22 protein-coding genes are annotated in these 19,271 nt (G+C 69.7%); 13 read left to right on the plus strand and 9 right to left on the minus strand.

Annotation, left to right across the window (positions count from 1 at the left end):
- Positions 1 to 11: 11 nt before the first annotated feature.
- Positions 12 to 908 carry a DMT family transporter gene (locus ABEA67_RS15135; protein ID WP_345466717.1) on the minus strand — a complete coding sequence of 299 codons (897 nt, stop codon included), beginning with the start codon at positions 906 to 908 and terminating at the stop codon, positions 12 to 14.
- Positions 909 to 1,094: 186 nt separating this feature from the next.
- Here ABEA67_RS15135 and ABEA67_RS15140 point away from each other — a divergent pair, with 186 nt between their 5' ends.
- The gene (locus ABEA67_RS15140) at positions 1,095 to 1,412 is read left to right on the plus strand and encodes a hypothetical protein (protein WP_345466720.1); all 318 of its coding nucleotides are present in this window, start codon (positions 1,095 to 1,097) and stop codon (positions 1,410 to 1,412) included.
- Between the two features lie 119 nt (positions 1,413 to 1,531).
- Positions 1,532 to 2,209, plus strand: coding sequence for an SRPBCC family protein (locus tag ABEA67_RS15145; RefSeq protein ID WP_345466722.1), 678 nt, complete (start codon positions 1,532 to 1,534; stop codon positions 2,207 to 2,209).
- Positions 2,210 to 2,318: 109 nt separating this feature from the next.
- Here ABEA67_RS15145 and ABEA67_RS15150 read toward each other — a convergent pair whose 3' ends face one another.
- The 3 genes from ABEA67_RS15150 to ABEA67_RS15160 form a co-directional block, all read right to left on the minus strand.
- A complete protein-coding gene (locus ABEA67_RS15150; protein WP_345466724.1) occupies positions 2,319 to 2,783 on the minus strand; it encodes a hypothetical protein in 465 nt (154 codons plus the stop codon).
- Between the two features lie 91 nt (positions 2,784 to 2,874).
- Positions 2,875 to 3,186, minus strand: coding sequence for a hypothetical protein (locus ABEA67_RS15155; RefSeq protein WP_345466725.1), 312 nt, complete (start codon positions 3,184 to 3,186; stop codon positions 2,875 to 2,877).
- A complete protein-coding gene (locus ABEA67_RS15160) occupies positions 3,183 to 3,809 on the minus strand; it encodes a TetR/AcrR family transcriptional regulator (protein ID WP_345466727.1) in 627 nt (208 codons plus the stop codon). Before ABEA67_RS15160 ends, ABEA67_RS15155 begins: the two co-directional genes overlap by 4 nt.
- A gap of 116 nt (positions 3,810 to 3,925) precedes the next feature.
- Here ABEA67_RS15160 and ABEA67_RS15165 point away from each other — a divergent pair, with 116 nt between their 5' ends.
- The gene (locus tag ABEA67_RS15165; RefSeq protein ID WP_345466729.1) at positions 3,926 to 5,014 is read left to right on the plus strand and encodes a pyridoxal phosphate-dependent aminotransferase; all 1,089 of its coding nucleotides are present in this window, start codon (positions 3,926 to 3,928) and stop codon (positions 5,012 to 5,014) included.
- A gap of 113 nt (positions 5,015 to 5,127) precedes the next feature.
- Positions 5,128 to 5,421 (plus strand): YkgJ family cysteine cluster protein, encoded by a 294-nt coding sequence (locus ABEA67_RS15170; RefSeq protein WP_345466732.1) that lies wholly within the window; start codon positions 5,128 to 5,130, stop codon positions 5,419 to 5,421.
- A gap of 279 nt (positions 5,422 to 5,700) precedes the next feature.
- On the opposite strand, the gene ABEA67_RS15175 is transcribed toward ABEA67_RS15170, so the two are convergent.
- Positions 5,701 to 6,795 carry an acyl-ACP desaturase gene (locus ABEA67_RS15175; RefSeq protein ID WP_345466735.1) on the minus strand — a complete coding sequence of 365 codons (1,095 nt, stop codon included), beginning with the start codon at positions 6,793 to 6,795 and terminating at the stop codon, positions 5,701 to 5,703.
- 171 nt (positions 6,796 to 6,966) lie between these two features.
- Here ABEA67_RS15175 and ABEA67_RS15180 point away from each other — a divergent pair, with 171 nt between their 5' ends.
- The 5 genes from ABEA67_RS15180 to ABEA67_RS15200 all read left to right on the plus strand — a co-directional run bounded on the left by ABEA67_RS15180 (position 6,967) and on the right by ABEA67_RS15200 (position 11,971).
- Positions 6,967 to 7,146, plus strand: coding sequence for a hypothetical protein (locus ABEA67_RS15180; protein WP_345466738.1), 180 nt, complete (start codon positions 6,967 to 6,969; stop codon positions 7,144 to 7,146).
- Positions 7,147 to 7,311: 165 nt separating this feature from the next.
- Entirely contained in the window at positions 7,312 to 7,770 is a 459-nt protein-coding gene (locus ABEA67_RS15185; protein ID WP_345466741.1) for a peroxiredoxin, read from the plus strand.
- A complete protein-coding gene (locus tag ABEA67_RS15190) occupies positions 7,767 to 8,180 on the plus strand; it encodes an HIT family protein (protein WP_345466743.1) in 414 nt (137 codons plus the stop codon). The genes ABEA67_RS15185 and ABEA67_RS15190 overlap by 4 nt, the downstream gene beginning before the upstream one ends.
- A 61-nt stretch (positions 8,181 to 8,241) precedes the next feature.
- Positions 8,242 to 10,038 (plus strand): ABC transporter ATP-binding protein, encoded by a 1,797-nt coding sequence (locus tag ABEA67_RS15195; RefSeq protein WP_345466745.1) that lies wholly within the window; start codon positions 8,242 to 8,244, stop codon positions 10,036 to 10,038.
- Between the two features lie 112 nt (positions 10,039 to 10,150).
- Entirely contained in the window at positions 10,151 to 11,971 is a 1,821-nt protein-coding gene (locus ABEA67_RS15200; RefSeq protein WP_345466748.1) for an ABC transporter ATP-binding protein, read from the plus strand.
- 208 nt (positions 11,972 to 12,179) lie between these two features.
- On the opposite strand, the gene ABEA67_RS15205 is transcribed toward ABEA67_RS15200, so the two are convergent.
- On the minus strand, positions 12,180 to 12,611 hold the full coding sequence (locus ABEA67_RS15205; RefSeq protein ID WP_345466751.1) for a lipocalin/fatty acid-binding family protein: 432 nt from the start codon (positions 12,609 to 12,611) through the stop codon (positions 12,180 to 12,182).
- A gap of 162 nt (positions 12,612 to 12,773) precedes the next feature.
- On the opposite strand from ABEA67_RS15205, the gene ABEA67_RS15210 reads away from it, so the two are divergent.
- From ABEA67_RS15210 to ABEA67_RS15225, 4 genes are all read left to right on the plus strand, one after another.
- On the plus strand, positions 12,774 to 13,670 hold the full coding sequence (locus ABEA67_RS15210; protein WP_345466753.1) for a heme/hemin ABC transporter substrate-binding protein: 897 nt from the start codon (positions 12,774 to 12,776) through the stop codon (positions 13,668 to 13,670).
- Positions 13,667 to 14,740: a FecCD family ABC transporter permease gene (locus tag ABEA67_RS15215; protein ID WP_345466756.1), complete on the plus strand. Its 1,074-nt coding sequence runs from the start codon at positions 13,667 to 13,669 to the stop codon at positions 14,738 to 14,740. Before ABEA67_RS15210 ends, ABEA67_RS15215 begins: the two co-directional genes overlap by 4 nt.
- Before the next feature lie 56 nt (positions 14,741 to 14,796).
- Complete coding sequence (locus ABEA67_RS15220; protein WP_425557209.1) at positions 14,797 to 15,570, plus strand: heme ABC transporter ATP-binding protein; 774 nt, start codon at positions 14,797 to 14,799, stop codon at positions 15,568 to 15,570.
- A gap of 94 nt (positions 15,571 to 15,664) precedes the next feature.
- On the plus strand, positions 15,665 to 16,504 hold the full coding sequence (locus tag ABEA67_RS15225; protein ID WP_345466760.1) for a siderophore-interacting protein: 840 nt from the start codon (positions 15,665 to 15,667) through the stop codon (positions 16,502 to 16,504).
- An 85-nt stretch (positions 16,505 to 16,589) separates the two neighbouring features.
- Here ABEA67_RS15225 and phoU read toward each other — a convergent pair whose 3' ends face one another.
- The 3 genes from phoU to ABEA67_RS15240 all read right to left on the minus strand — a co-directional run bounded on the left by phoU (position 16,590) and on the right by ABEA67_RS15240 (position 19,047).
- On the minus strand, positions 16,590 to 17,234 hold the full coding sequence (gene phoU / locus ABEA67_RS15230) for a phosphate signaling complex protein PhoU (RefSeq protein ID WP_345466762.1): 645 nt from the start codon (positions 17,232 to 17,234) through the stop codon (positions 16,590 to 16,592).
- A gap of 146 nt (positions 17,235 to 17,380) precedes the next feature.
- Positions 17,381 to 18,361 carry a sensor histidine kinase gene (locus ABEA67_RS15235; protein ID WP_345466765.1) on the minus strand — a complete coding sequence of 327 codons (981 nt, stop codon included), beginning with the start codon at positions 18,359 to 18,361 and terminating at the stop codon, positions 17,381 to 17,383.
- A complete protein-coding gene (locus ABEA67_RS15240; RefSeq protein ID WP_345466767.1) occupies positions 18,358 to 19,047 on the minus strand; it encodes a winged helix-turn-helix domain-containing protein in 690 nt (229 codons plus the stop codon). The genes ABEA67_RS15235 and ABEA67_RS15240 overlap by 4 nt, the downstream gene beginning before the upstream one ends.
- Between the last annotated feature and the right edge of the window lie 224 nt (positions 19,048 to 19,271).

Genomic DNA, 19,271 nt, shown 5'->3' on the forward strand with positions numbered 1-19,271 from the left:
GCCCGCCTCCCTCACGCGGCGGGCCGTCCGCGCGTATTGACCAGGATGACGCCCAGGATGGCTACCGTGCCGCCCAGCACCGAGAGCAGCGTGGGCAGCTCGCCCAGCCACAGCCACGCGATCAGGATGGCGAAGACCGGCGAGACGTACAGAAAGGACGTGGCGGTGCTGGCCCCCACCCGCGCGAGGGCGAAGGTCCACGTCAGGTACGCCAGCGCCGCCGGGAACAGCCCGATATAGATGACGGCGAGGTGTGCGGCGAGCGGTGCCCGCGCCAGCTCTGTCCCGAAGCCCGGCAGGAAGACCAGCAGCGGGACCGTGCCTGTCAAGAGGCTCCAGACCGTGAAGTGCAGCGGATTCATCCGGGCCAGCAGGGGCCGCTCGAACACGAAGTACAGGCTGGTAAAGAGGGCCGCCGCCAGGATCAGCAGCGCCCCCCGCGTGAAGTCCAGGCTTTCCCCGCGCCCCAGCACGATCAGCGCGACCCCGCTGAGGCTGACCAGCGTGCCCAGCCACCCCAGCGCGTTGAGCCGCTCGCCCGCGAAGCGCGTCGCCAGCAGCGCCGTGATCACCGGCCCCGCCGCGATGATCAGGCTGGCGGTTCCGGCGGGCACGGTCAGTTCGCCGTAGTTCAGGCAGAGGTGATACAGCGTGATGCCGGAAAAGCTCAGCAGCGCGATGCGGCCCAGGTCGGCCAGGGGCGGCACCGGAATCCGCGCGGCGACCGCGTAGAGGCCCAGCGCCGCGCTCGCCACCAGAAAGCGGTACAGCGTGAGGTGCCCCGGTGTGAAGGCGTCCAGCCCCGCCCGGATACCCGCGAACGCCGACGCCCAGAACACGATGGTGACCAGAATGGCCCCCAGCGAGAGGGGATCGAGGCGGCCGATCTGCGGTGCCCGTGAGGTCACGCGGCTCCCTCCAGCGGGGCGGAAACCAGGGGGCCGGGAGAAGGCGCGGGCCGAATCATGCCCGCCAGCCTAGCGCGGTGGGTGCGGGGCGGTACGTGGGAGGGGAGGGCTGCATAAGCGGGTGGTCAAGGCGGGCACATCCGCCCGTGGTGACGGGCGCGGGAGCATAGGGACCGGAGGCTCCTCATGGACGAAGGCAAACCCGGCAGCACCCCCCAGGCGGCGTCCTACATGGGCGCGGAGGGGGACACGCCCGACGCGAACACCAACCTCGACGCCAGCTTGCAGGGCGCAACCAGCCGTGCCGACCAGCAGGCCACCCGCAACATCGAGCAGCAGCACACCGAAACGGACGGCCTGCCCGCCGGGCTGGAGAAGCAGAGCGATCCCGCCAAGCAGATGGACAACAGCGGCCTGCTCGACCCCACCGGAGAGGGCCGGGACGCCGACATCATCGGCGCGAGCGGCGAGGACCGCAACGAGGAACGGGGCGGGGAACGCTGAGCCGGATGCCCACGGCCCAGCAGCTCCCTTCCTGTCCACCCTTTTAATGTGGGTTGGGGAAGGATTCACCCGAACAGGACCGGGCGGCCCCTAGACTGCCTGGAGCGGAGGAACGACCTATGAGCGCGAACATGGACAACTCGAACAGCAAGGAAGCCAGCAAGAGCATGGACCAGAGCCGCCTGATCGGCGGTGCGGCCGGCGGTGCCCTGATGCTGCTGGGCCTGCGGAAGAAGGGCCTGATGGGCCTGGGGATGGCGGCGGTCGGGGGCTACCTCGCCTACCGCGCCGCGACCGGCAACGACCCCGTGATGGCGGCGGCAGGCCTCAGCGGCAACGCGGCGGCGGCCAAGCCGATCTTCGTGGAGCACAGCGTGGTGATCGACCGCCCCGCGCAGCAGGTCTATGCCTACTGGCGTCAACTGGAAAATCTGCCGCGCATCATGAGCCACCTGGAGAGCGTCACGGTTCTCGACGAGCGCCGCAGCCGCTGGGTCGCCAAGGCCCCGCTGGGCACCCATGTCGAGTGGGAAGCCGAGATCGTGAACGACAAGCCCGGCGAGCGCATCGGCTGGCACAGCCTGCCCGGCGCGACCGTGGACAATGCGGGCAGCGTGCAGTTCGAGAGCCTGCCCAACGGTGGCACCCGCGTTCACGTCGCCCTCTCGTACCGTCCGCCCGCCGGGGCGCTAGGCGCGGCCGTCGCCAAGCTGTTCGGTGAGGAACCCAGCCAGCAGATCGCCGACGACCTCCAGAACTTCAAGCAGACCTTCGAGGGAGCCAACCCCCGGGCCTGATGCGGTCCAGCGGGAGGGAGCGGCGCGTAGAGTGCCGCTCCTTTTCCTTGTCGGACCAGAGGGGAGGGGCCGCCCAGCAGTTCCGGGCGGCCCCTTCCCCTGTCCGTGCTCACCAGTTCAGGTCGTAGCCGGTCACGCGCCCCGGCTGGGTCACGGTGAACGGCGTGGTGCTGGTGTTCACCAGGTTCCACCCGGCCTTCAGGCCCACCAGGTCGGCCAGCGCGCCGCCCCGGCTGTAGACGAGGTACTTCTGGTTGTCGTGGGTGCGCGGCTCGCCGCTGTTGTACTGCCGGTCGCTGTTGGTGTCCACGTAGGCGATGACCTGATACAGGCCCTCGGCGGGAGCAGCGGGCCAGTCCACCCCGAACACGCCCCGGTTGCCCAGCGACACGTCGATCTGCGGCACGTTGGCGTTCACCACGCCGCCCAGACTCGCCCCCAACAGCGCCAGCCGGACGTTCCCGGCGGTGGGAGGGGTACCCGTCAACGTGCCCGTCACGTCATAGTTGGAGGGAGTGCCGAACAGCCCGCAGGAGGCGAGTGCCAGCGGCAGCAGCAGCAGCGTCCTTTTCATGCGCTCAGCGTGAAGGAAAGGACCTCCCGGCGAGTTAGAGGCGGGTAAAACGGGGTTGGTCTCCCCGGAATGGGGCGGGCGTGGGGACGGGTCAGGGGTGAAGGCTGTCGTCCGGGCTGCCCTCGGCCCCGGCCTCGACCACGGTCAGCGAGCGCAGGGTCGCGCCCTGGTGCCAGCCGTACTGCGGGTCTTGCAGACCCAGGGCCTCGGCCACGGCGCGGGCGGCCGCGTGGTCGGGTTCGCCGTCCAGGCAGAACAGCAGGAACTTGCGCCCCCCCGGCCCGATGCGGACGAACAGGTCCTCCCCGAGTTCGAGCTGCTGGGTGCGGCCCAGCCGCGCGGCGCGGCCCTGCGCGTACCGCAGCGCGTCGCGGATACGGACGGTGACGGTGGGATGACTCATGGGACCTCCGGGGAACGCAGGCCCGCCAGCAGCATGTCCGCGTACCCCTCGGCCACGTCGCGCGGGGTGAGGCTCCCGGCGGGGCGGTACCAGGTGTAGGCCCAGTTCACCGCCGAGAGAATCAGGTTCGCGGCCATCTTCACGTCCAGATCGGGGCGGAAGGTGCCCTCCGCGATGCCCTGCGTCAGCAGGTCACGGTAAAAGGTGTCGATGGTGTCGCGCCAGGCGGTCACGCGGCCGTAGGCGGCGGGCGAGAGGTGCTTCCACTCGTGAAAGAAGACGGTGGCGCTTTCCATGTTGTCGGCGATCACGCGGATGTGCCGCTGCATGGCCTCGCGCAGTTTCTGGTCGGCGGGCAGGGGCAGCTCGCGCAGGGTAAAGAGGGCCTCGTCGAACTGCTGCGCCGCGCTCTGCACGATCTCGACCAGCAGATCTTCCTTGCTGCTGATGTGCGCGTAGAGGCTGCCGCCCTGCATCCCCAGCTCCCCGGCCAGGTCGCGCATGCTGGTGGCGTGGTAGCCGCGCTCGGAAAAGAGGCGGCCCGCCACGTCGTAGATCTGCTCGCGGCGCGACCTGGCCGGCAGGTCGGCGGCGGTGTCGGGGGTGGGGGCAGGGTCCGTCATGGCGGGAAGGGCGCGTCGCGGCGTGGGGGCAGCCTAGCACGGGGGCAAAGCGAACGCCCGTTTGGCATGGGTGGACACCCGACCGCGCGGCCGGGCCGGGTGGTAGAACGGACAGCATGACCCCCCAGACTCCCTTCCCGGCCCGGGTGCCGGACCTGAGCGGCGTGCGCGGTGCGGTGCGCGAGGTGCCCGCCTATCCCTTCACCCCCATCGACGTGCCCCACAAGCTCGACCAGAACGAGAATCCCTACGATTTTCCGGCCGACCTCAAGCGCCTGGCGACCGAGCGGATGCTGGCGCGTCCCTGGAACCGTTACCCCGACCTGCACGCCGAGACCCTGGCCGCCCGCATCGCCGCCTTCGAGGACTGGGACCCGGCGGGCGTGGTCCTGACGCCGGGTAGCAACCTGCTGATCAAGCTCCTGACCGAACTGGGCGGCATCGGCCAGACCGTCCTGACCGTCAGCCCCACCTTCAGCGTGTACACCCTGGAGGCGCAGATGCTCGGCGCGAACCTGGTGCAGGTGCCGCTCAACCCCGACTTCTCGCTGCCGGTGGAGGGCCTGAAGGCCGCCCTGCGGGACAACCCCCCCGGCGTGCTGTATGTCACGCAGCCCCACGCGCCCACCGGCTTCGTGGACGCCCAGGCCGCCGTGCGCGAGCTGGTAGAGGCCGCCGACGGCTGGGTGGTGGTGCTGGACGAGGCCTACTATCAGTACAGCGGCACCGACTCCCGCCCACTGGTGCGGGAGGGCGCGAACCGCCTGAGCCTGCGGACCTTCAGCAAGGCGTGGGGCCTGGCAGGCATTCGCCTGGGCTACGCGCTGACCAGCCCCACCCTGGCCGAGCATCTGCGGAAACTGGTTCCCGCCTTCAACATCGGCGTGCTGGCGGAAGCCGCCCTGGAGGTCGCGCTGGAGAACCCCGGCTACGTGCAGGAGCGCGCCCAGGAAGTCCGGCGCGAGCGGGGGCGCATCCAGGCCGCCCTGCAAGACCACCCGCTCTGGCAGGTGCTGCCCTCCCAGGCCAACTTCTACCTGCTCCGCACCCCCGACGCCGAGGCCGCCTACCGCCACCTCCTGGACCACGGCATCGTGGTGCGCCGCCAGGACCGGCTGCCGGGGCTGACCGGGTGCCTGCGCGTCGCGGTGGGCACCCCAGCGGAGAACGACGCGCTGATCGCGGCGGCGCGGGCGTTCCGGTAGGAGGGGGCGCGGTGCGCGGGAGGCGGTACGCGGTGAGGGTCGCCACACCGCGCGGGAAGCGGAGGCGCTAGCTTCCTTTTCCTGCGCCCCGCGCACCACGTACCGCCTCCCCCATGGACCCCTTCACCCCACCCCCCGACTTCCCGCCCCGCTCCCCCCTCGTGAGGGGCTGCACGGCGTGCGGGGCGTGCTGCTCGGCCCCCGACATTCACGCGCTCGGCAAGCCGCTGGGGGTGCCCTGTGTCCATCTCGGCCCCGACTGCCTGTGCGGCATCTACGCGGCCCGGCCCGCCGTCTGCCGGAATTACCAGCCTGACTGGGTCTGCGGTGAGGTCGCGCCCCTGCCCACGCTGGAGGCGCGGGTGCGGCGGTTTCTGGAGATTTACGGGCTGGAGGGGGAGGCGTAATACTGATTCCGATTGAAGGGTGTTGAAAACACCCGGAAATCCGACCAGAGGGAGAAGGAACAAGGGCGGATTTCGGGAGATGGATGAACAGGCGGTGCCCTCCCGACTGTTCAGGAATTGGACAGAATCCGTATAACAGCAGGGCAAGCTGGCACTTGCCACCCCCCCCTGCTGCACGCTCTCCCCACGACCGACAACTCACAACCCACAACCAGTAAAGCGCGTGGCCTGCGTGGGGAAACCCCCTCCACAGGCCACGCGCCACAGGCGGCTGATCAATCAGTCGTCGGCGGCCTGTCCCGCCTTCTTGGGCACTTCCGGGTTCTCGACGAACTCGGTGGGGTCGTAGAGGTCGAAGCCGATGCCCTTCTCGTAGTCCTGAATCTTGACGTGCAAGCGGCGCACGTCGCCCTCGACCTGGCCGTAGTCGAAGGTGTCGAAGATGGCGGTGGTCTTGAAGTTGCCGCCCTCGAAGTCGGGGACCTCGCGGGTCTTGCGGATGCCCTCTTCCAGCGCCTTGCGGCTCTCGATGCCCAGGTTGCGGAAGGCCACCTGCATCACGTCGCGGGAAAAGTCGCGCGGGCCGTAGATCCCGGCGCGGTACACCGTCTCGTAGAACTCCTGCCAGTTGGGGACCAGTGTGGCGGCGGGCATCGAGAACTGCCCGATCACGTTCTTGATGGCCTCCAGCGTGCGCTCGGGGTAGTAGTAGAGGTACATCCGCACGCCTTCCAGGAAGAAGTTGTAGTGCGCCGCCTCGTCCACCGCGATGGTCTGGGCGACCTTCGCCAGCACGGGGTCCGTTACGCCCTTGAGGTGCGGCCTCTCGCTCTTGCCCTGGGCGATCTTCATCATGTTCAGGTAGTTGAGCTGGGTGGCGCGCTCCTGAAACACGGTGTAGACCAGGTTGTGAATCGCGTCGGGGAAGGGCAGTTCCCAGGTCTGCGCCCGCAGACGGTCCTTGTATTCCTCGATCCACTCGGGGCTGCGCTGCTCGCTGAACAGCACCGCGTTTTCCCAGGCGTCGGCGTGCTTTTCCTCCTCGCTGCCCCAGCGCAGCTGGAAGTGGCTGCGGCCATGCGAACGCCGCACCAGATGCACGAGGTTGGAGGTGAAGTCGGGCGCGTACTGCTCCACCGCGAAAAAGCCCTGAATCACGGTGATGACTTCCGGGGGGAGGTCCTTGTTCATGTTGCGCCAGTCGAAGGACTTGTCGGCGTTCCAGTTGCGCGTTTCCTGGCTGCGGGCGGTGTACCAGCGGTACAGGCCCAGAAAGCCGCGCTCGATCAGACGGTCTTTTTCCTGGTTGCTCAGCAGCCCGGCGGGGGTGCGCGGGCGTTCGTTCAGCATGTTGGGGGGGAGAATGTCAGCCATCAGGGGCCTCCTTGCCGCCCGCCGGGAGTGATGCAGGGTGGGGGACGGTATGCCCCTAGACTAGTGCGCCGCGTCTGACTGCGGCATGAACAGGGACGCGGTACAAGTCATCAAAGCTCCATCGTTGGGCGTGAGAGGCCGGCGGCCTGTGGTCCGGGGTACAGTCATCCCATGACCGGAAAACCCCGCCGCTCCTTTCCCTGGCTCGTCCTGTTCGCCCTGGCCTGTGCAGGGCTGGGGCTGGCGAGCCGGGCCTACGGCTGGGGCCTGGGCGGCTGGCCCACGGCGGCCTGGATCGTGCTGCCGGCTGTGGCCGGGGTGGTCTGGGGGCTGTTCAGAAAGGCCGACTGATACGAATTCCGGTTGAACAGTGACAAAAACTGTTCAACCGAGCAGAGCGAGGAGGAACCCAACGATTGCCGGGAAAGGAGTTATCGAAGCGGCGCTTTCCCGATTTGATAACGGATTGGACGGCAACCGTATGACGCCCGGCGGCCACCCGCTAGACTGCCGACCATGAGCCTTCTCGGTCAGCCCGCGCCCGATTTCACGCTGCCCTCCACGCTGGGCCAGCCGGTCACGCTCAGCAGTTATCGGGGTCAGAAGCACGTGGTGCTGGTGTTCTATCCGCTGGACTTCAGCCCGGTCTGCTCCATGCAGCTGCCCGAGTATTCCGGCCGTCAGGACGACTTCGCGGATGCCGGGGCGGTGGTGCTGGGCGTGAACCGCGACAGCGTGTACGCGCACAAGGCCTGGGCCGCCGAGTACGGTATCGAGGTGCCGCTGCTGGCCGATATGAATCTGGAGGTCGCCCGGCAGTACGGCGTGGCGCTGGACGAGCGCGGCATCAGCGGGCGGGCAGTGTTCCTGATTGACCGGGGCGGTGTGGTGCGCTTCGAGCATGTGGAAGCCCAGACCGGGGAGTACACCGTGCGGCCCGAGGTGGTGCTGGCAAAAATCCGGGAACTGGCGTGAAGGACTGTATCTTCTGCGCCATCGTCGCCGGGGAGGCCGAGGCGAGCCGGGTGGCGGAGAACGAGCTGTGTGTAGCTTTTCTGACCATAGGCCCCTTCAACACGGGGCATACGTTGGTCGTTCCCAAGCGCCATGCCGTCACCTTCACGGATCTCACGACGCAGGAGGCGGGCGCAATGGCCGAGTTGGGACAGCAGGTGGCCCAGGCTCTCCAGGCCAGCGGTCTGCCCTGCGAGGGCCTGAATCTGTGGATGGCGAACGGTGAGGTGGCCGGGCAGGACGTGTTTCACGCGCATCTGCATGTCATCCCCAGGCGGGAAGGCGATTCCCTGAAGATGCAGGTGCAGTGGACGCATCCCCCCCGCGCCGAACTGGATGCAGTGGCGGCGAGGCTGCGCGCGGCGTTGTAGCCCTTCCCACTGCGCCACTCGGCGGATGCATCCTCACCCCCGGCTGGCCTAGCCTGGGGGAATGCCGGACGCTGCCTCCTCCCCCTCCGCCTCAGGTCCGCCCGCCCGCTCCCAGACGGGCCGGGTGCTGCGTGACTACCTCGGGCCGCTGAAGTGGCAGGTGGTGGCGCTGGCCGCGCTGCTGCTGACCGGGACCGGCCTGAACCTGCTGCTGCCGCAACTGCTGCGGCGCTTCGTGGACAACGCCAAGCTGGGCGGGGGCGCGGACGTGGGGCTGCTGGCGCGGCTGGCTGGCCTGTACATCCTGTTCGCGGTGGGTGTGCAGTTGCTGACGGCCGGGGCGACCTATGTGGGCGCGCGGGTGGGCTGGACCGCCACCAACCGCCTGCGCGCCGACCTGATGCGGCACCTGCTGTCGCTGGATATGCGCGAACACAAGGAGCGCACGCCCGGCGAGATGATCGAGCGCATCGACGGCGACGTGACCGCCCTGAGCAACTTCTTCTCACAGTTCGCGGTGCGCGTGTTCGGCGCGGCGCTGCTGCTGACCGGCGCGGTCGTGATGTTCTACCTGACCGACTGGCGGGTGGGCGTGGGCATCACCTTTTTCGTGGTCGTGACGCTGGTCGCCATGAATCAGGTGCGGAAAAAGGGCGTGGAACCCACCCGCCTGGAACGCGAGAGCAGCGCCAAACTGTTCGGCTACGTGGAGGAACGCCTCGCGGGCCTGGACGACGTGCGCTCGCTGGGGGCCGGGGAACACCACCTGCGCGGCTTTCTTCGCGTGCAGCGGGACTTTTTCCAGCGCAGCACCTTTTCCTGGCGGCGGCGCAGCGTGGTGTGGCAGCTCAGCATGGCGCTGTTTGCCGCCGGGTACGTGGGCGTTCTGGGCGCGGCGGTGGGGTTGTACGCGGCGGGTGCCATTAGCCTGGGCACCGCCTTTTTGCTCTACCAGTACATGAACATGGTGGAAGAACCCATCGACCAGCTCACGCAGCAGCTTCAGGACTTGCAAAAGGCCGGGGCCAGCCTGGGCCGCGTCGGGGAACTGCTGGCCCTGCGCTCGGAGTTGCAGGAGGGAACGCGCGAACTGCCCCAGGGGCCGCTCGACTTGCGCTTCGAGAACGTCAGCTTCAGCTACGCGCCCGAAGACCCCAGCGTGCGCGGCGTGCTGCACGACGTGAGTTTCCACCTTCCCGCCGGGCAGACGGTCGGCCTGCTGGGGCGCACCGGCAGCGGCAAGACCACCCTCACGCGGCTGGTGTCTCGGCTGTACGACCCCACCACGGGAAGCGTGCGGCTGGGCGGCATGGACACCCACGACGTGCGGCTGCATAGCCTCAGAACGCGGGTGGCGGTCGTCACCCAGGACGTGCAACTGTTCCAGGCCAGCGTGCGCGACAACCTCTCCTTTTTCGACGAGTCGGTGACCGACGCCGAGGTGGAGGCCGCGCTGCACGAGGTCGGCCTGGGCACCTGGCTTTCCCGGCTGGAGCAGGGCGTGCGGACGCCGCTGCCCACCGGGAGCCTCAGCGCGGGGCAGGCGCAACTGCTCGCCTTCGCGCGCGTGCTGCTGCGCGACCCCGCCGTGGTCATCCTGGACGAACCCAGCAGCCGCCTCGACCCCGCCACCGAGGCCCAGCTCACCCAGGCCATGACCCGCCTGCTGACCGGGCGCACCGCCATCGTCATCGCGCACCGCCTGGACACCGTGGCCCGCGCCGACCGCATCCTGGTGCTGGGTGAAGGCCAGGTGCTGGAGGACGGCCCCCGCGCCGCCCTTGCCCGCGACCCGCGCAGCCACTACGCCGAGCTGCTGCGGGCGGGGACGCTGGCGGAAGAGGGGGTGCTGGCGTGAGGGTGCGCGGTTGGCGGTACGCGGTACGCGGTGGCTTCCGCACCAGCAACGGCTTTTGCCCTCTTTTCCCGCGCACCGCGCACTGCGTCCCGCGCACCCCCCGGAGCCACCCATGACCACCACCTCTCCCTCCCCCCAGGACCGCACCTTCGCCCTCTCCCGGCGGCTCTTTGCCTACAACCCGTGGCTCTTTGCCTTCAACCTGCTGATGTGGGGGATGGTTCACGCCGCGCCCGCGCTGCTGACGCTGGCCGTGAGCGGCGTGTTCGGGCGGCTGGAGGAGGCCGACAAGTTGCGGCTGGCGGGGCAGCCCATCGACCCGCTGATTGCGGCGGCCTGGGTGTCGGTGGGGTGGTTCGCGTTCGTGCGGGTGAGCCGCTTCGGCATTTTCTACGGGGCGTTCCGGGCGTGGATTGAGCTGTGGTACACGTTGGACGCGCTGGTGCGGCGCAACCTGCTGGGCTACCTGCTGACCGCCCGAGGCTCGCGCCGCCTGCCCGACACGCCCGCCGAGGCGGTCAGCCGCTTCCGGGACGATGTGGAGGACGTGGCCGGGTACACCGAGGTCTGGGTGGACGGCGCGGGCTTCGTCGTGTACTGCGTCCTGGCGATTGCGATGATGGCTCGGGTGGACCCGGTCATCACGCTGCTGGTGTGCGCGCCGCTGCTGCTGATGGTGGTGTTCGTGCAGCGCCTCTCGCCCCGGATTCGCACCTACCGCCGCCGCATGCGCGAGGCCACCGCCCGCGTGACCGACTTTATCGGGGAAACCTTCGGGGCCGTGAGCGCCGTGAAGCTGGCGGCCCGTGAACCTCAGATGGTGGCGCATCTGGCCGCGCTGGGCGAGGTGCGCCGCCACTCGGCCCTGCGCGACGTGCTGCTGACCGAGCTGATTCGCGGCGTGAACACCAACATGGTGAACCTCGCGGTGGGGCTGGTGCTGCTGCTGGGTGCGAACCGGGTGCGCGGCGGGCAGATGGACGTGGCCGACTTCGTGCTGTTCATCGGCCTGCTGCCGCGCCTGACCGGGAGCATGGGCTTTTTCGGGGACGCGATTGCCCGCCACCGCCGCACCGGGGTGAGTTACGACCGCATGGAAAGGCTTCTCCAGGACGCCCCAGCCGGAACCGTCGTCGCGCACCACCCCGTCCACCTGTACGGCGAGTCGCCCGCCGAGGTCGTCATGCCGCAGGCCGAACCGCTGGAAGAACTGCGCGTGGAGGGCCTGAGCGCCCGTCATCCCAGCGGGGCGGGGGTCACCGACATCAGCTTCCGTCTGCGCCGAGGCGAGCTCGTGGTGGTGACCGGGCGCATCGGCAGCGGCAAGACCACGCTGCTGCGCGCGCTGCTGGGGCTGATGCCGCGTGACAGCGCCGAAGGGCAGGGGGGACGCATCTTCTGGAACGGCACGGAGGTCAGCGACCCCGCTTCCTTCTTCGTGCCGCCCCGCAGCGCGTACACGGCGCAGCTTCCCAGCCTCTTTTCCGACACCCTGCGCGAGAACGTGCTGAGCGGCAGCGACCCCGCGCGCCTCGACCGTGCCGTGCGCCTCGCCGTGCTGGAACCCGACCTCGCGCAGCTCTCGGCGGGGCTGGACACGCCGGTGGGGGCGCGGGGTGTGAAGCTCTCGGGCGGGCAGGTGCAGCGCACGGCGGTCGCCCGCATGCTGGCCCGCGACGCCGACCTGCTGGTCTTCGACGACGTATCGAGCGCCCTGGACGCCCGCACCGAGGCCCTGCTGTGGGATGGCCTCTTCCGCGAAACGGACGCCACCTGCCTGGTCGTCTCCCACCGCCGCGCTGCCCTCACGCGGGCCGACTGCATCCTGCTGCTGGAGGACGGGCGGCTGACGGGCGAGGGGACGCTGGAGGAGCTGCTTTCACGCAGCGAGGAAATGCGGGCGCTGTGGGCGGAGGACGTGCAGGGCGAGTGAGACGGATTCCGATTGAAGGGTGTTGAAAACACCCGGAAATCCGACCAGAGGGAGAAGGAACAAGGGCGGATTTCGGGAGATGGATGAACAGGCGGTGCCCTCCCGACTGTTCAGGAATTGGACGGAATCCGTATGAGACGGACTCCGTCCAGTCCGTTATCGCTTCGAGAATGCCTTTCCCGGCAACCCTCCTCCCCCGGAATCCGCCTCAGTTCGGGGGCGTGGCGGTGAAGGTTCCGGCAGCACTCAGCCCGCTTGCGCCGACACTGGTCCACGTGCCGGTCAGCTTGCCCCCCACCACCGTGCCGGAGAGGGTCACGCTCCCGACGTAGTTGCCCCACCCAGAGCTGGTGAAGGTGAACCGGTCGCCACTCACGGAGCCGTTCACCCGGCCGAACGGTTCGTAGACGTTCACGGGATTCGAGAGGTCGGGGGCAATCTCGGCCTGCCCGTTCAGCGCATTGCCCCGCTGCGTGAGGCGGAAGCGGAAGACCTGGACCGGGAGGACCGCCGCCGGGCCTGCCAGCGTCGCCACCCATGTTCCGCTCACGTCGATGGTGGGCGCGGCCAGGGGAGGCGGGGTGCCGCCACAGGCCGAGAGGCCGAGGGCCAGTGCCGGAAGCAGCATGATTTTTTTCATGCCCCAGCCTACTCCGCCTGCCGCGCCGCCCCGGGTCATGACTCTTAAACTTGACTTCTCAAGTCGGATTAAGCAGGATGGGCGCGACAGTCGATGGCGTGTCCGGCCCGAGTGCGGCCAGGACAGCGTTCTTTTTTGCCCCTTTCCCCCCTGGAGCTTCCGATGCACAAGTCCCTCAAGACCACCCTTGCCCTCAGCCTTGCCCTGAGCCTGTTCCCCGCCGCCTCCGCTGCCCAAGTGAAGGGGGCCGACGGCGTGTCGGTGAATGTCACGAACCCGAAGCGCGTGGTGGCCCTCAACGGCACGACGGTGGAACTGATCTACCGGCTGGGCAAGCAAGGCACCATTGTTGGGACGGACGTGACCGGCACCTACCCCGCCAACAAGATTCCCAGCGTGGGCCACTGGGCGCAACTTCCCGCAGAAGGCATCATCTCGCTGAAGCCGGACCTGGTGATTGGCACGGCCGACAACTTCGCCACGCCCAAGAACACCACGTTGGTGCAGCAGCTCCGCGCGGCGGGCGTGAAGGTTCTCGTGCTGCCCGCCACCGACATGGGCGGCCTGGACGGCGTGAAGACGCGGCTGAACCTGCTCTCGCAGGTGTACGGCGTGCCCAGCGCGGCCAGCGGCCTCAGCAAGAGCTTCGACACCACACTCGCCGCCGTGAAGGCAAACCGGCCCAAAGTCGCGCCGAAAGTCATCTTCCTGTATGCCCACAGCCCCAGCGACGCGACCATCTACGGCACCGAGGGCGGCGCGAACGAACTGATCGAGCTGGCGGGCGGGAAGAACATCGCTCCCTTCAAGGACACCAAGGCCCTGACCGCCGAAGCGCTCGTCGCCATGAACCCCGACGCCATCATCATGCTGAACCGCGGTCTGGACTCGGTGGGCGGCATGGAAGGCGTGCTGAAGATGCCGGGGGTGGCGCAGACGAACGCCGGGAAGAATAAGCGCATCTACACCGTGGACAACTCCATCCGCTGGATCGGGCCGCGCCTGCCCGAGTTCGCGCTGCAACTGGCCCGCGAGTGGAAGAAGGACTTCGGGCGGTGACGACCAGCCTGACCTCCACCCCGGTCCCGGCGACCGTCAGCCGTCAGCGGGTCCGCGCACGCTGGGTGCTGGTGCTGCTGCCGCTGGTGCTGCTGGCGGCGGTGGTCTTCGCGGTGGGGACGGGGGCCGTTCACATCGCCCCAGCGCAGGTAGTAGCCATCCTGCTCGCGCCACTGGGGGTGCCGCCCCTGGCCGCTTACGAGGAACAGCAGGCCGCCGTGCTGCACGCCATCCGCCTGCCGCGCGTGGTGCTGGGCCTGCTGGTGGGCGCGGGGCTGGCTGTGGCGGGGACGGCCATGCAGGGCCTCTTCCGCAACCCACTGGCGGACCCCGGTTTGCTGGGCATCTCCAGCGGCGCGAGCCTGGCCGCCGCGATGAGCGTGGTGCTGGGCATCCACCTGTTCGGGTCGTACACGCTGCCGGTGATGGCCTTCCTGGGCAGCGTGGTCGCTACCGTCATCATCTACGCGCTGGCGCAGGACCGGGGGCGCATGAACGTCGCCACCATGCTGCTGGCGGGCATTGCCGTGAACGCGCTGTGCGGGGCGGGGACGGGGTTGATGACCTACCTCGCCACCGACGAGCAACTGCGGAGCATCACCTTCTGGCAGCTCGGCTCGCTGGGCGCCGCGACCTGGCCCACGGTGCTGAGCGCCGCGCCGCTGCTGCTGGTGGGCGTGCTGGGGCTGCCGCTGCTGGCCCGCGCGCTGAACGCCCTCACGCTGGGCGAGAGCAGCGCCGCGCACCTGGGCATTCCCGTCACCGCCGTGAAGTGGGCCGTGGTGGGGCTGGTGGCTCTCAGCGTGGGCGCGGGCGTGGCGGTCGCCGGGGCCATCGGCTTCGTCGGGCTGGTCGTGCCGCACCTGATGCGCCTGCTGACCGGCCCCAACCACGCCACGCTGCTGCCCGCCTCCGCGTTGGCGGGGGCCACGCTGCTGGTGCTGGCGGACCTGCTGGCCCGCACCATCGTGATGCCGTCCGAGCTGCCCATCGGCATCGTGACGGCGCTGCTGGGTGCGCCCTTCTTCCTGTACCTGCTGCGGCAGGGGCGCAAGGGGGAGCGGCTGTGAGGGGCTTCGCGCGCAGGGAGGCCCCATTGCCGGACACGGGCGCGCCGCTGGTGGACGTGGCGGACCTGAACTTCAGCGTTTCCGGCCGCGAGCTGCTGCGAAGCGTTACCTTCGGGCTGACGGGCGGCGAGATGCTCGTCGTGCTGGGCCGCAACGGGGCGGGCAAAAGCACGCTGCTAAAGCACCTGACCGGCGAACTGGGCCGGGATGGGGTGCGGATGTTCGGGCAGACGCTCCGTGACCATGCCCCCGCCGACCTCGCCCGCCGCCGGGCCGCGTTGCCCCAGCAGACGCTGATGACCTTCGCCTACGAGGTGCTGGACGTGGTGCTGCTGGGCCGCATCCCCTACGGGCGGCGCGAGACGCCAGAAGACCGCGAAATTGCCCGCGCCGCGCTGGAGCGGGTGGGCCTGGCGGGTTTCGAGAACCGCAACATCCTCACGCTGTCGGGCGGCGAGCAGCAACGGGTGCATCTGGCCCGCGTGCTGGCGCAACTGTGGGCGGACCCCGCCGAGCCGGACAAACCCGCGCGGGTGCTGCTGCTGGACGAACCCACCAGCAGCCTCGACCTCGCGCATCAACACGCCACGCTGCGCCTTGCCCGCGACCTGTGCGCCGAGGGTGTGGGCGTCGTGGCCGTGCTGCACGACCTTAACCTCGCCGCGCAGTACGCCGACCGGGTGCTGATTGTCTCCGGCGGGCGCGTCACGGCGCTGGGCACCCCCGAGGAAGTCCTGACCCCCGCCGTGATTGAGGAAGCCTTCGGCCACCGCGTCGCCGTCACGCCGCACCCCTGCCTGAAGTGCCCGCTGATCGTGAGCGCGCAGTAGCGAGCTTTCAGCCGTCAGCGGTCAGCCCTCAGCTTTTCCTGACGGCTGACGGCTGACTGCTGACCGCTCTCCCCACCACCCCCAAGGAGTCCCCATGACCACCCCCGCCCCCGCCTCCCGCCCCGCCCGTCCGGGGCCGCGTCTGCTCCATGTCCGCTCCAAGGCGCACCTGACCCCCAACCTGCTGCGCCTGACGCTGGGGGGCGAGTTGCAGGACTTCGGCTCCGGTTCCACCTTCAAACTGCTGATTGTGCCGCGCGGGACGACGGAACTCGCGCAGCCTCAGCGCGACGCGGAGGGGCACGCCGTCTGGCCTGACCCCGCTCAGCGCCCGGTGGTGCGGACCTTTACTGTCCGTGCCGTGGACCGCGGGGCGGGGGAACTCACGGTGGATGTGGTGCTGCATGGCGGGTTCGCGGCACAGTGGGCGCAGAACGCCCAGCCGGGCGACCCGGTGGGCGTGGCCGGGCCGATGGGTGCACCGCTGCCCCGCACCGCTGGCCCGTACCTCATCGCCGGGGACCACTGCGCCCTGCCCGCCATCGCGCGGCTGCTGGAGGACCTGCCCCAGGATGCGGCGGGTGACGTGCTGGTCGAGGTTCCCGGCCCCGCCGACGAACTCCCCCTCGCGTATCCGCCCGGCATCCGCCTGCGCTGGCTGCACCGCACGGGTGCGGCGGGCGAGGAAACGCTGCTGGCCGACGCCGTGCGCGCGCTGCCGCCCCTGCCCCTCACGCCGGACACCTTCGCGTGGGTGGCGTGCGAGTCGGCCAGCGTGAAGGCCCTGCGCGCCCACCTGCGCGAGGAACGCGGCCTGCCCGCCCGCCAGACCCTTCTGATGGGCTACTGGAAGCGCGGTGTGGACGAGCGCACCTACCACGACACCGCCCACTACGACGACGCGCCGGACGAGTACGGGCGCAGCCGGGGCTGACGCCCCGCCACCGTAAAAGGACTACCGCAAAAGGGCCGCCAGGGTGGGCGGCCTTCTGCTTTCTGCCCTCCGCCTTCTGCGGCCCCTACGCCTCCCGCTGCCCCGTCACCCAGTAGCGCACGCGCTCGGCCACGTTCTCCATATGGTCCCCGACCCTTTCCAGGCTGCGGCCCACCCGCATCAGCATCAGGGCCTTGGAGATGTTGCGGGGGTCTTCGAGCATGTACGTCACGAGTTCGCGCTGAATCTGCTCGTAGAGGTCGTCCACCTCGTCGTCCATCTGGGTGGTGGCCTCGGCACGGGTCACGTCACGGTCGGCGATGGCGGTGCGCAGGTTCTGGCTCATCTCGCCCAGGCGGTCCAGCATCCGCGCCAGGTTCACGTAGCGTTTCAGGGCGGGCTGCTGCGCGAGCTGCGCGCCGTCCTCCGCGACATGCACGGTGTAGTCGCCCATGCGCTCGATGTCGCTGAGGCTCTTGAGGATCAGGGCGACCAGCCGCAGGTCCCGCGCGACCGGCTGGTGCAGGGCGATGATCCGCAGGCATTCGGCCTCGATCTGCGCCTCCTGCGCGTCCACCTCGCGGTCGATGGCCCGGATCTCCTCCAGCCGTTCGGTGCGGCCGTGCAGCAGCACCTCCCCGGCCAGGGGCAGCATCCGCTCGACCGTGCCGAGCATGTTCAGGGCACCATTCAGGACGGCGCGCAGGTCAGTTTCGAGGGCTTCACGCATGGGAACTCCTGGAGAGGTTGTGGGGGGTGGGCTGTGGGTGGCAGGCAAGCAAGGGCAGGGGCTTGGGACAGAGCGGCGCGGAGTGGACGCCTGATACACACGGCAACGGCTGGGGTGCGCCGCCCTGAAGTCCCACCTCCCACAACCTACAACCCACTTCCCGCTCCGCCCGGCAGCGTAAAACAGAAGGCGTTCCGGTCGCCGCGCCGCTCGGCCCAGGTCTGGCCGCCCCAGCCCTGCACGATGCTGCGGACGATATAGAGGCCCATGCCGCTGCCCTGGCCGCTGGCATGCGGGCCGCGGGTGTGGGCGCGAAAGAGGCCGTCGGTCCCGGTGAGGGGGGGACCGTGGTCCAGCACCGCGACCTCCACCCAGGTGCCGCGCAGCAGGGTCTGGACCTCGATGGGCTGCCCCGCCGGGCCGTATTTCAGGGCGTTCTCGATCAGATTCAGCAGCACCTGCAGCAGCTTGTCGGGGTCGGCGCGCACCAGATGGTCGTCCCCGAAGGTGAGGGTGGCCTGCCGCGGGGTCAGCTCCGGCGTCAGCAGCCGCTCGGCCCGCGCAAAGGCCTCGGCCAGCGGCAGGGTGCGGGCGCGGGTGGGGCGAAAGCCCACGGCGAGGTCCTCCACCAGCCGGGCCAGGCGCTCGACCTCCTGAAGCCCCTGCCGCACGAAGTTCTGGGCGAGGTCGGGCGGCATGTCGTATTCCAGCGCCTCCAGCACGCCGCGCAGCCCCGTGACGGGCGTGCGGAACTCGTGCGAGAGAACGGCCGTCGCCTCGCGCAGTTCGGCCTCGCGGCGGCGGTGTGCGGTGATGTCCTCCACGATGAGGGCACCCTCCTGCCCCGGCCCCGCGCGGGTGGCGGTGCAGCGCAGGGTGCGCCCGCCCGCCTCCAGTTCCAGTTCCCCGCCCCGCTCGGCCAGCGCCTCCAGCGTGTGGCGGCGCACCACCTCCAGCAGCGGCCGTCCCGCCGCCCGCTCCTGCGGCACGCCCCACAGCCGCACGGCGGCGGCATTCACGCGAACCACGCCCAGCCCTTCAGGCATCCCCTGGAACAGCAGCACGGCCTGGGGCAGCGCGTCCAGCCAGGCGTCGGCCTGCGGCGTGGGTGGCCGGGTGTGCGTCATTCGCCCTCCGTCCAGGGGCGCATGCGGTAGCCCTTGCCGCGCACGGTTTCCAGAAAGCGGGGCCGTGAGGGGTCGTCGCCCAGGTGGGCGCGCAGTTGCGTGACGTGCTGGTCCACCGTGCGCTCGCCGCCGAGAAAGTCGGCCCCCCACACCCGGTCCAGCAGCTCGGTGCGCGAGTAGACCCGCCCCGCGTGCTGCGTCAAAAAGGCCAGCAGGTCGAACTCGCGCCGGGTGAGGTTCAGGCGCGCGCCCGCGAGCCGCGCATCGGCGGCCCCCAGGTCCATCGCCAGCGGCCCGTTGCTGAGCTGCTGGGGCGCGTCGGGCTGGGCGCGGCGCAGCAGGGCGCGCACGCGGGCGACCAGTTCCGCCGCGCTGAAGGGCTTGGTGAGGTAGTCGTCCGCCCCGCTTTCCAGGCCCTCCACGCGCTCGGCCTCGGCGGCGCGGGCGGTGAGCATCAGCACCGGCAGCCGCCGCAGCTCGGGGTCGCCGCGCAGCCGCCGCAGGAAGCCCAGGCCGCTCTCGCCCGGCAGCATCCAGTCGAGGACCAGCACGTCCGCCGTTCCCAGCAGGTCCTGTGCGCCCGGCACGGCTTCCAGCGCCGTGACCCTCAGCCCCGCCCGTTCCAGGTGGAAGCGCAGCACCTCCCGCACGGTGCCCTCGTCCTCGATCACGACCACATGGCTCATCAGCCCTCATTGTGCGGCGGGAGGTCAGGCGAATGTCAGGGAAGCCATGAGCGATGAGCATTGAGCTGTGAAAAAGAAGGCACCTGCGAGAAGCCGAAGCCTCCGGGTGCCGGGTCATAGCTCGTCGTTCAGAGCCTCTTATACCAACTTAAGGTGAGTCGTAGACGAACCCGAGCGGAGCGAGAAGAAGAAAAGACCGGCTTGCGGCGATGGACCATAAGCGG

Origin of the sequence: Deinococcus carri (assembly GCF_039545055.1) — a bacterium.
Taxonomy (GTDB): domain Bacteria; phylum Deinococcota; class Deinococci; order Deinococcales; family Deinococcaceae; genus Deinococcus; species Deinococcus carri.

Bases quoted from the DNA above. Each gene is read 5' to 3' on its own strand.
- ABEA67_RS15140 (WP_345466720.1), top strand. From the start codon at position 1,095: ATGGACGAAGGCAAACCCGGCAGCACCCCCCAGGCGGCGTCCTACATG.
- ABEA67_RS15145 (WP_345466722.1), top strand. From the start codon at position 1,532: ATGAGCGCGAACATGGACAACTCGAACAGCAAGGAAGCCAGCAAGAGC.
- ABEA67_RS15150 (WP_345466724.1), bottom strand. From the start codon at position 2,783: ATGAAAAGGACGCTGCTGCTGCTGCCGCTGGCACTCGCCTCCTGCGGG.
- ABEA67_RS15155 (WP_345466725.1), bottom strand. From the start codon at position 3,186: ATGAGTCATCCCACCGTCACCGTCCGTATCCGCGACGCGCTGCGGTAC.
- ABEA67_RS15160 (WP_345466727.1), bottom strand. From the start codon at position 3,809: ATGACGGACCCTGCCCCCACCCCCGACACCGCCGCCGACCTGCCGGCC.
- ABEA67_RS15165 (WP_345466729.1), top strand. From the start codon at position 3,926: ATGACCCCCCAGACTCCCTTCCCGGCCCGGGTGCCGGACCTGAGCGGC.
- ABEA67_RS15170 (WP_345466732.1), top strand. From the start codon at position 5,128: ATGGACCCCTTCACCCCACCCCCCGACTTCCCGCCCCGCTCCCCCCTC.
- ABEA67_RS15175 (WP_345466735.1), bottom strand. From the start codon at position 6,795: ATGGCTGACATTCTCCCCCCCAACATGCTGAACGAACGCCCGCGCACC.
- ABEA67_RS15180 (WP_345466738.1), top strand. From the start codon at position 6,967: ATGACCGGAAAACCCCGCCGCTCCTTTCCCTGGCTCGTCCTGTTCGCC.
- ABEA67_RS15185 (WP_345466741.1), top strand. From the start codon at position 7,312: ATGAGCCTTCTCGGTCAGCCCGCGCCCGATTTCACGCTGCCCTCCACG.
- ABEA67_RS15195 (WP_345466745.1), top strand. From the start codon at position 8,242: ATGCCGGACGCTGCCTCCTCCCCCTCCGCCTCAGGTCCGCCCGCCCGC.
- ABEA67_RS15200 (WP_345466748.1), top strand. From the start codon at position 10,151: ATGACCACCACCTCTCCCTCCCCCCAGGACCGCACCTTCGCCCTCTCC.
- ABEA67_RS15205 (WP_345466751.1), bottom strand. From the start codon at position 12,611: ATGAAAAAAATCATGCTGCTTCCGGCACTGGCCCTCGGCCTCTCGGCC.
- ABEA67_RS15210 (WP_345466753.1), top strand. From the start codon at position 12,774: ATGCACAAGTCCCTCAAGACCACCCTTGCCCTCAGCCTTGCCCTGAGC.
- ABEA67_RS15225 (WP_345466760.1), top strand. From the start codon at position 15,665: ATGACCACCCCCGCCCCCGCCTCCCGCCCCGCCCGTCCGGGGCCGCGT.
- phoU (WP_345466762.1), bottom strand. From the start codon at position 17,234: ATGCGTGAAGCCCTCGAAACTGACCTGCGCGCCGTCCTGAATGGTGCC.
- ABEA67_RS15235 (WP_345466765.1), bottom strand. From the start codon at position 18,361: ATGACGCACACCCGGCCACCCACGCCGCAGGCCGACGCCTGGCTGGAC.
- ABEA67_RS15240 (WP_345466767.1), bottom strand. From the start codon at position 19,047: ATGAGCCATGTGGTCGTGATCGAGGACGAGGGCACCGTGCGGGAGGTG.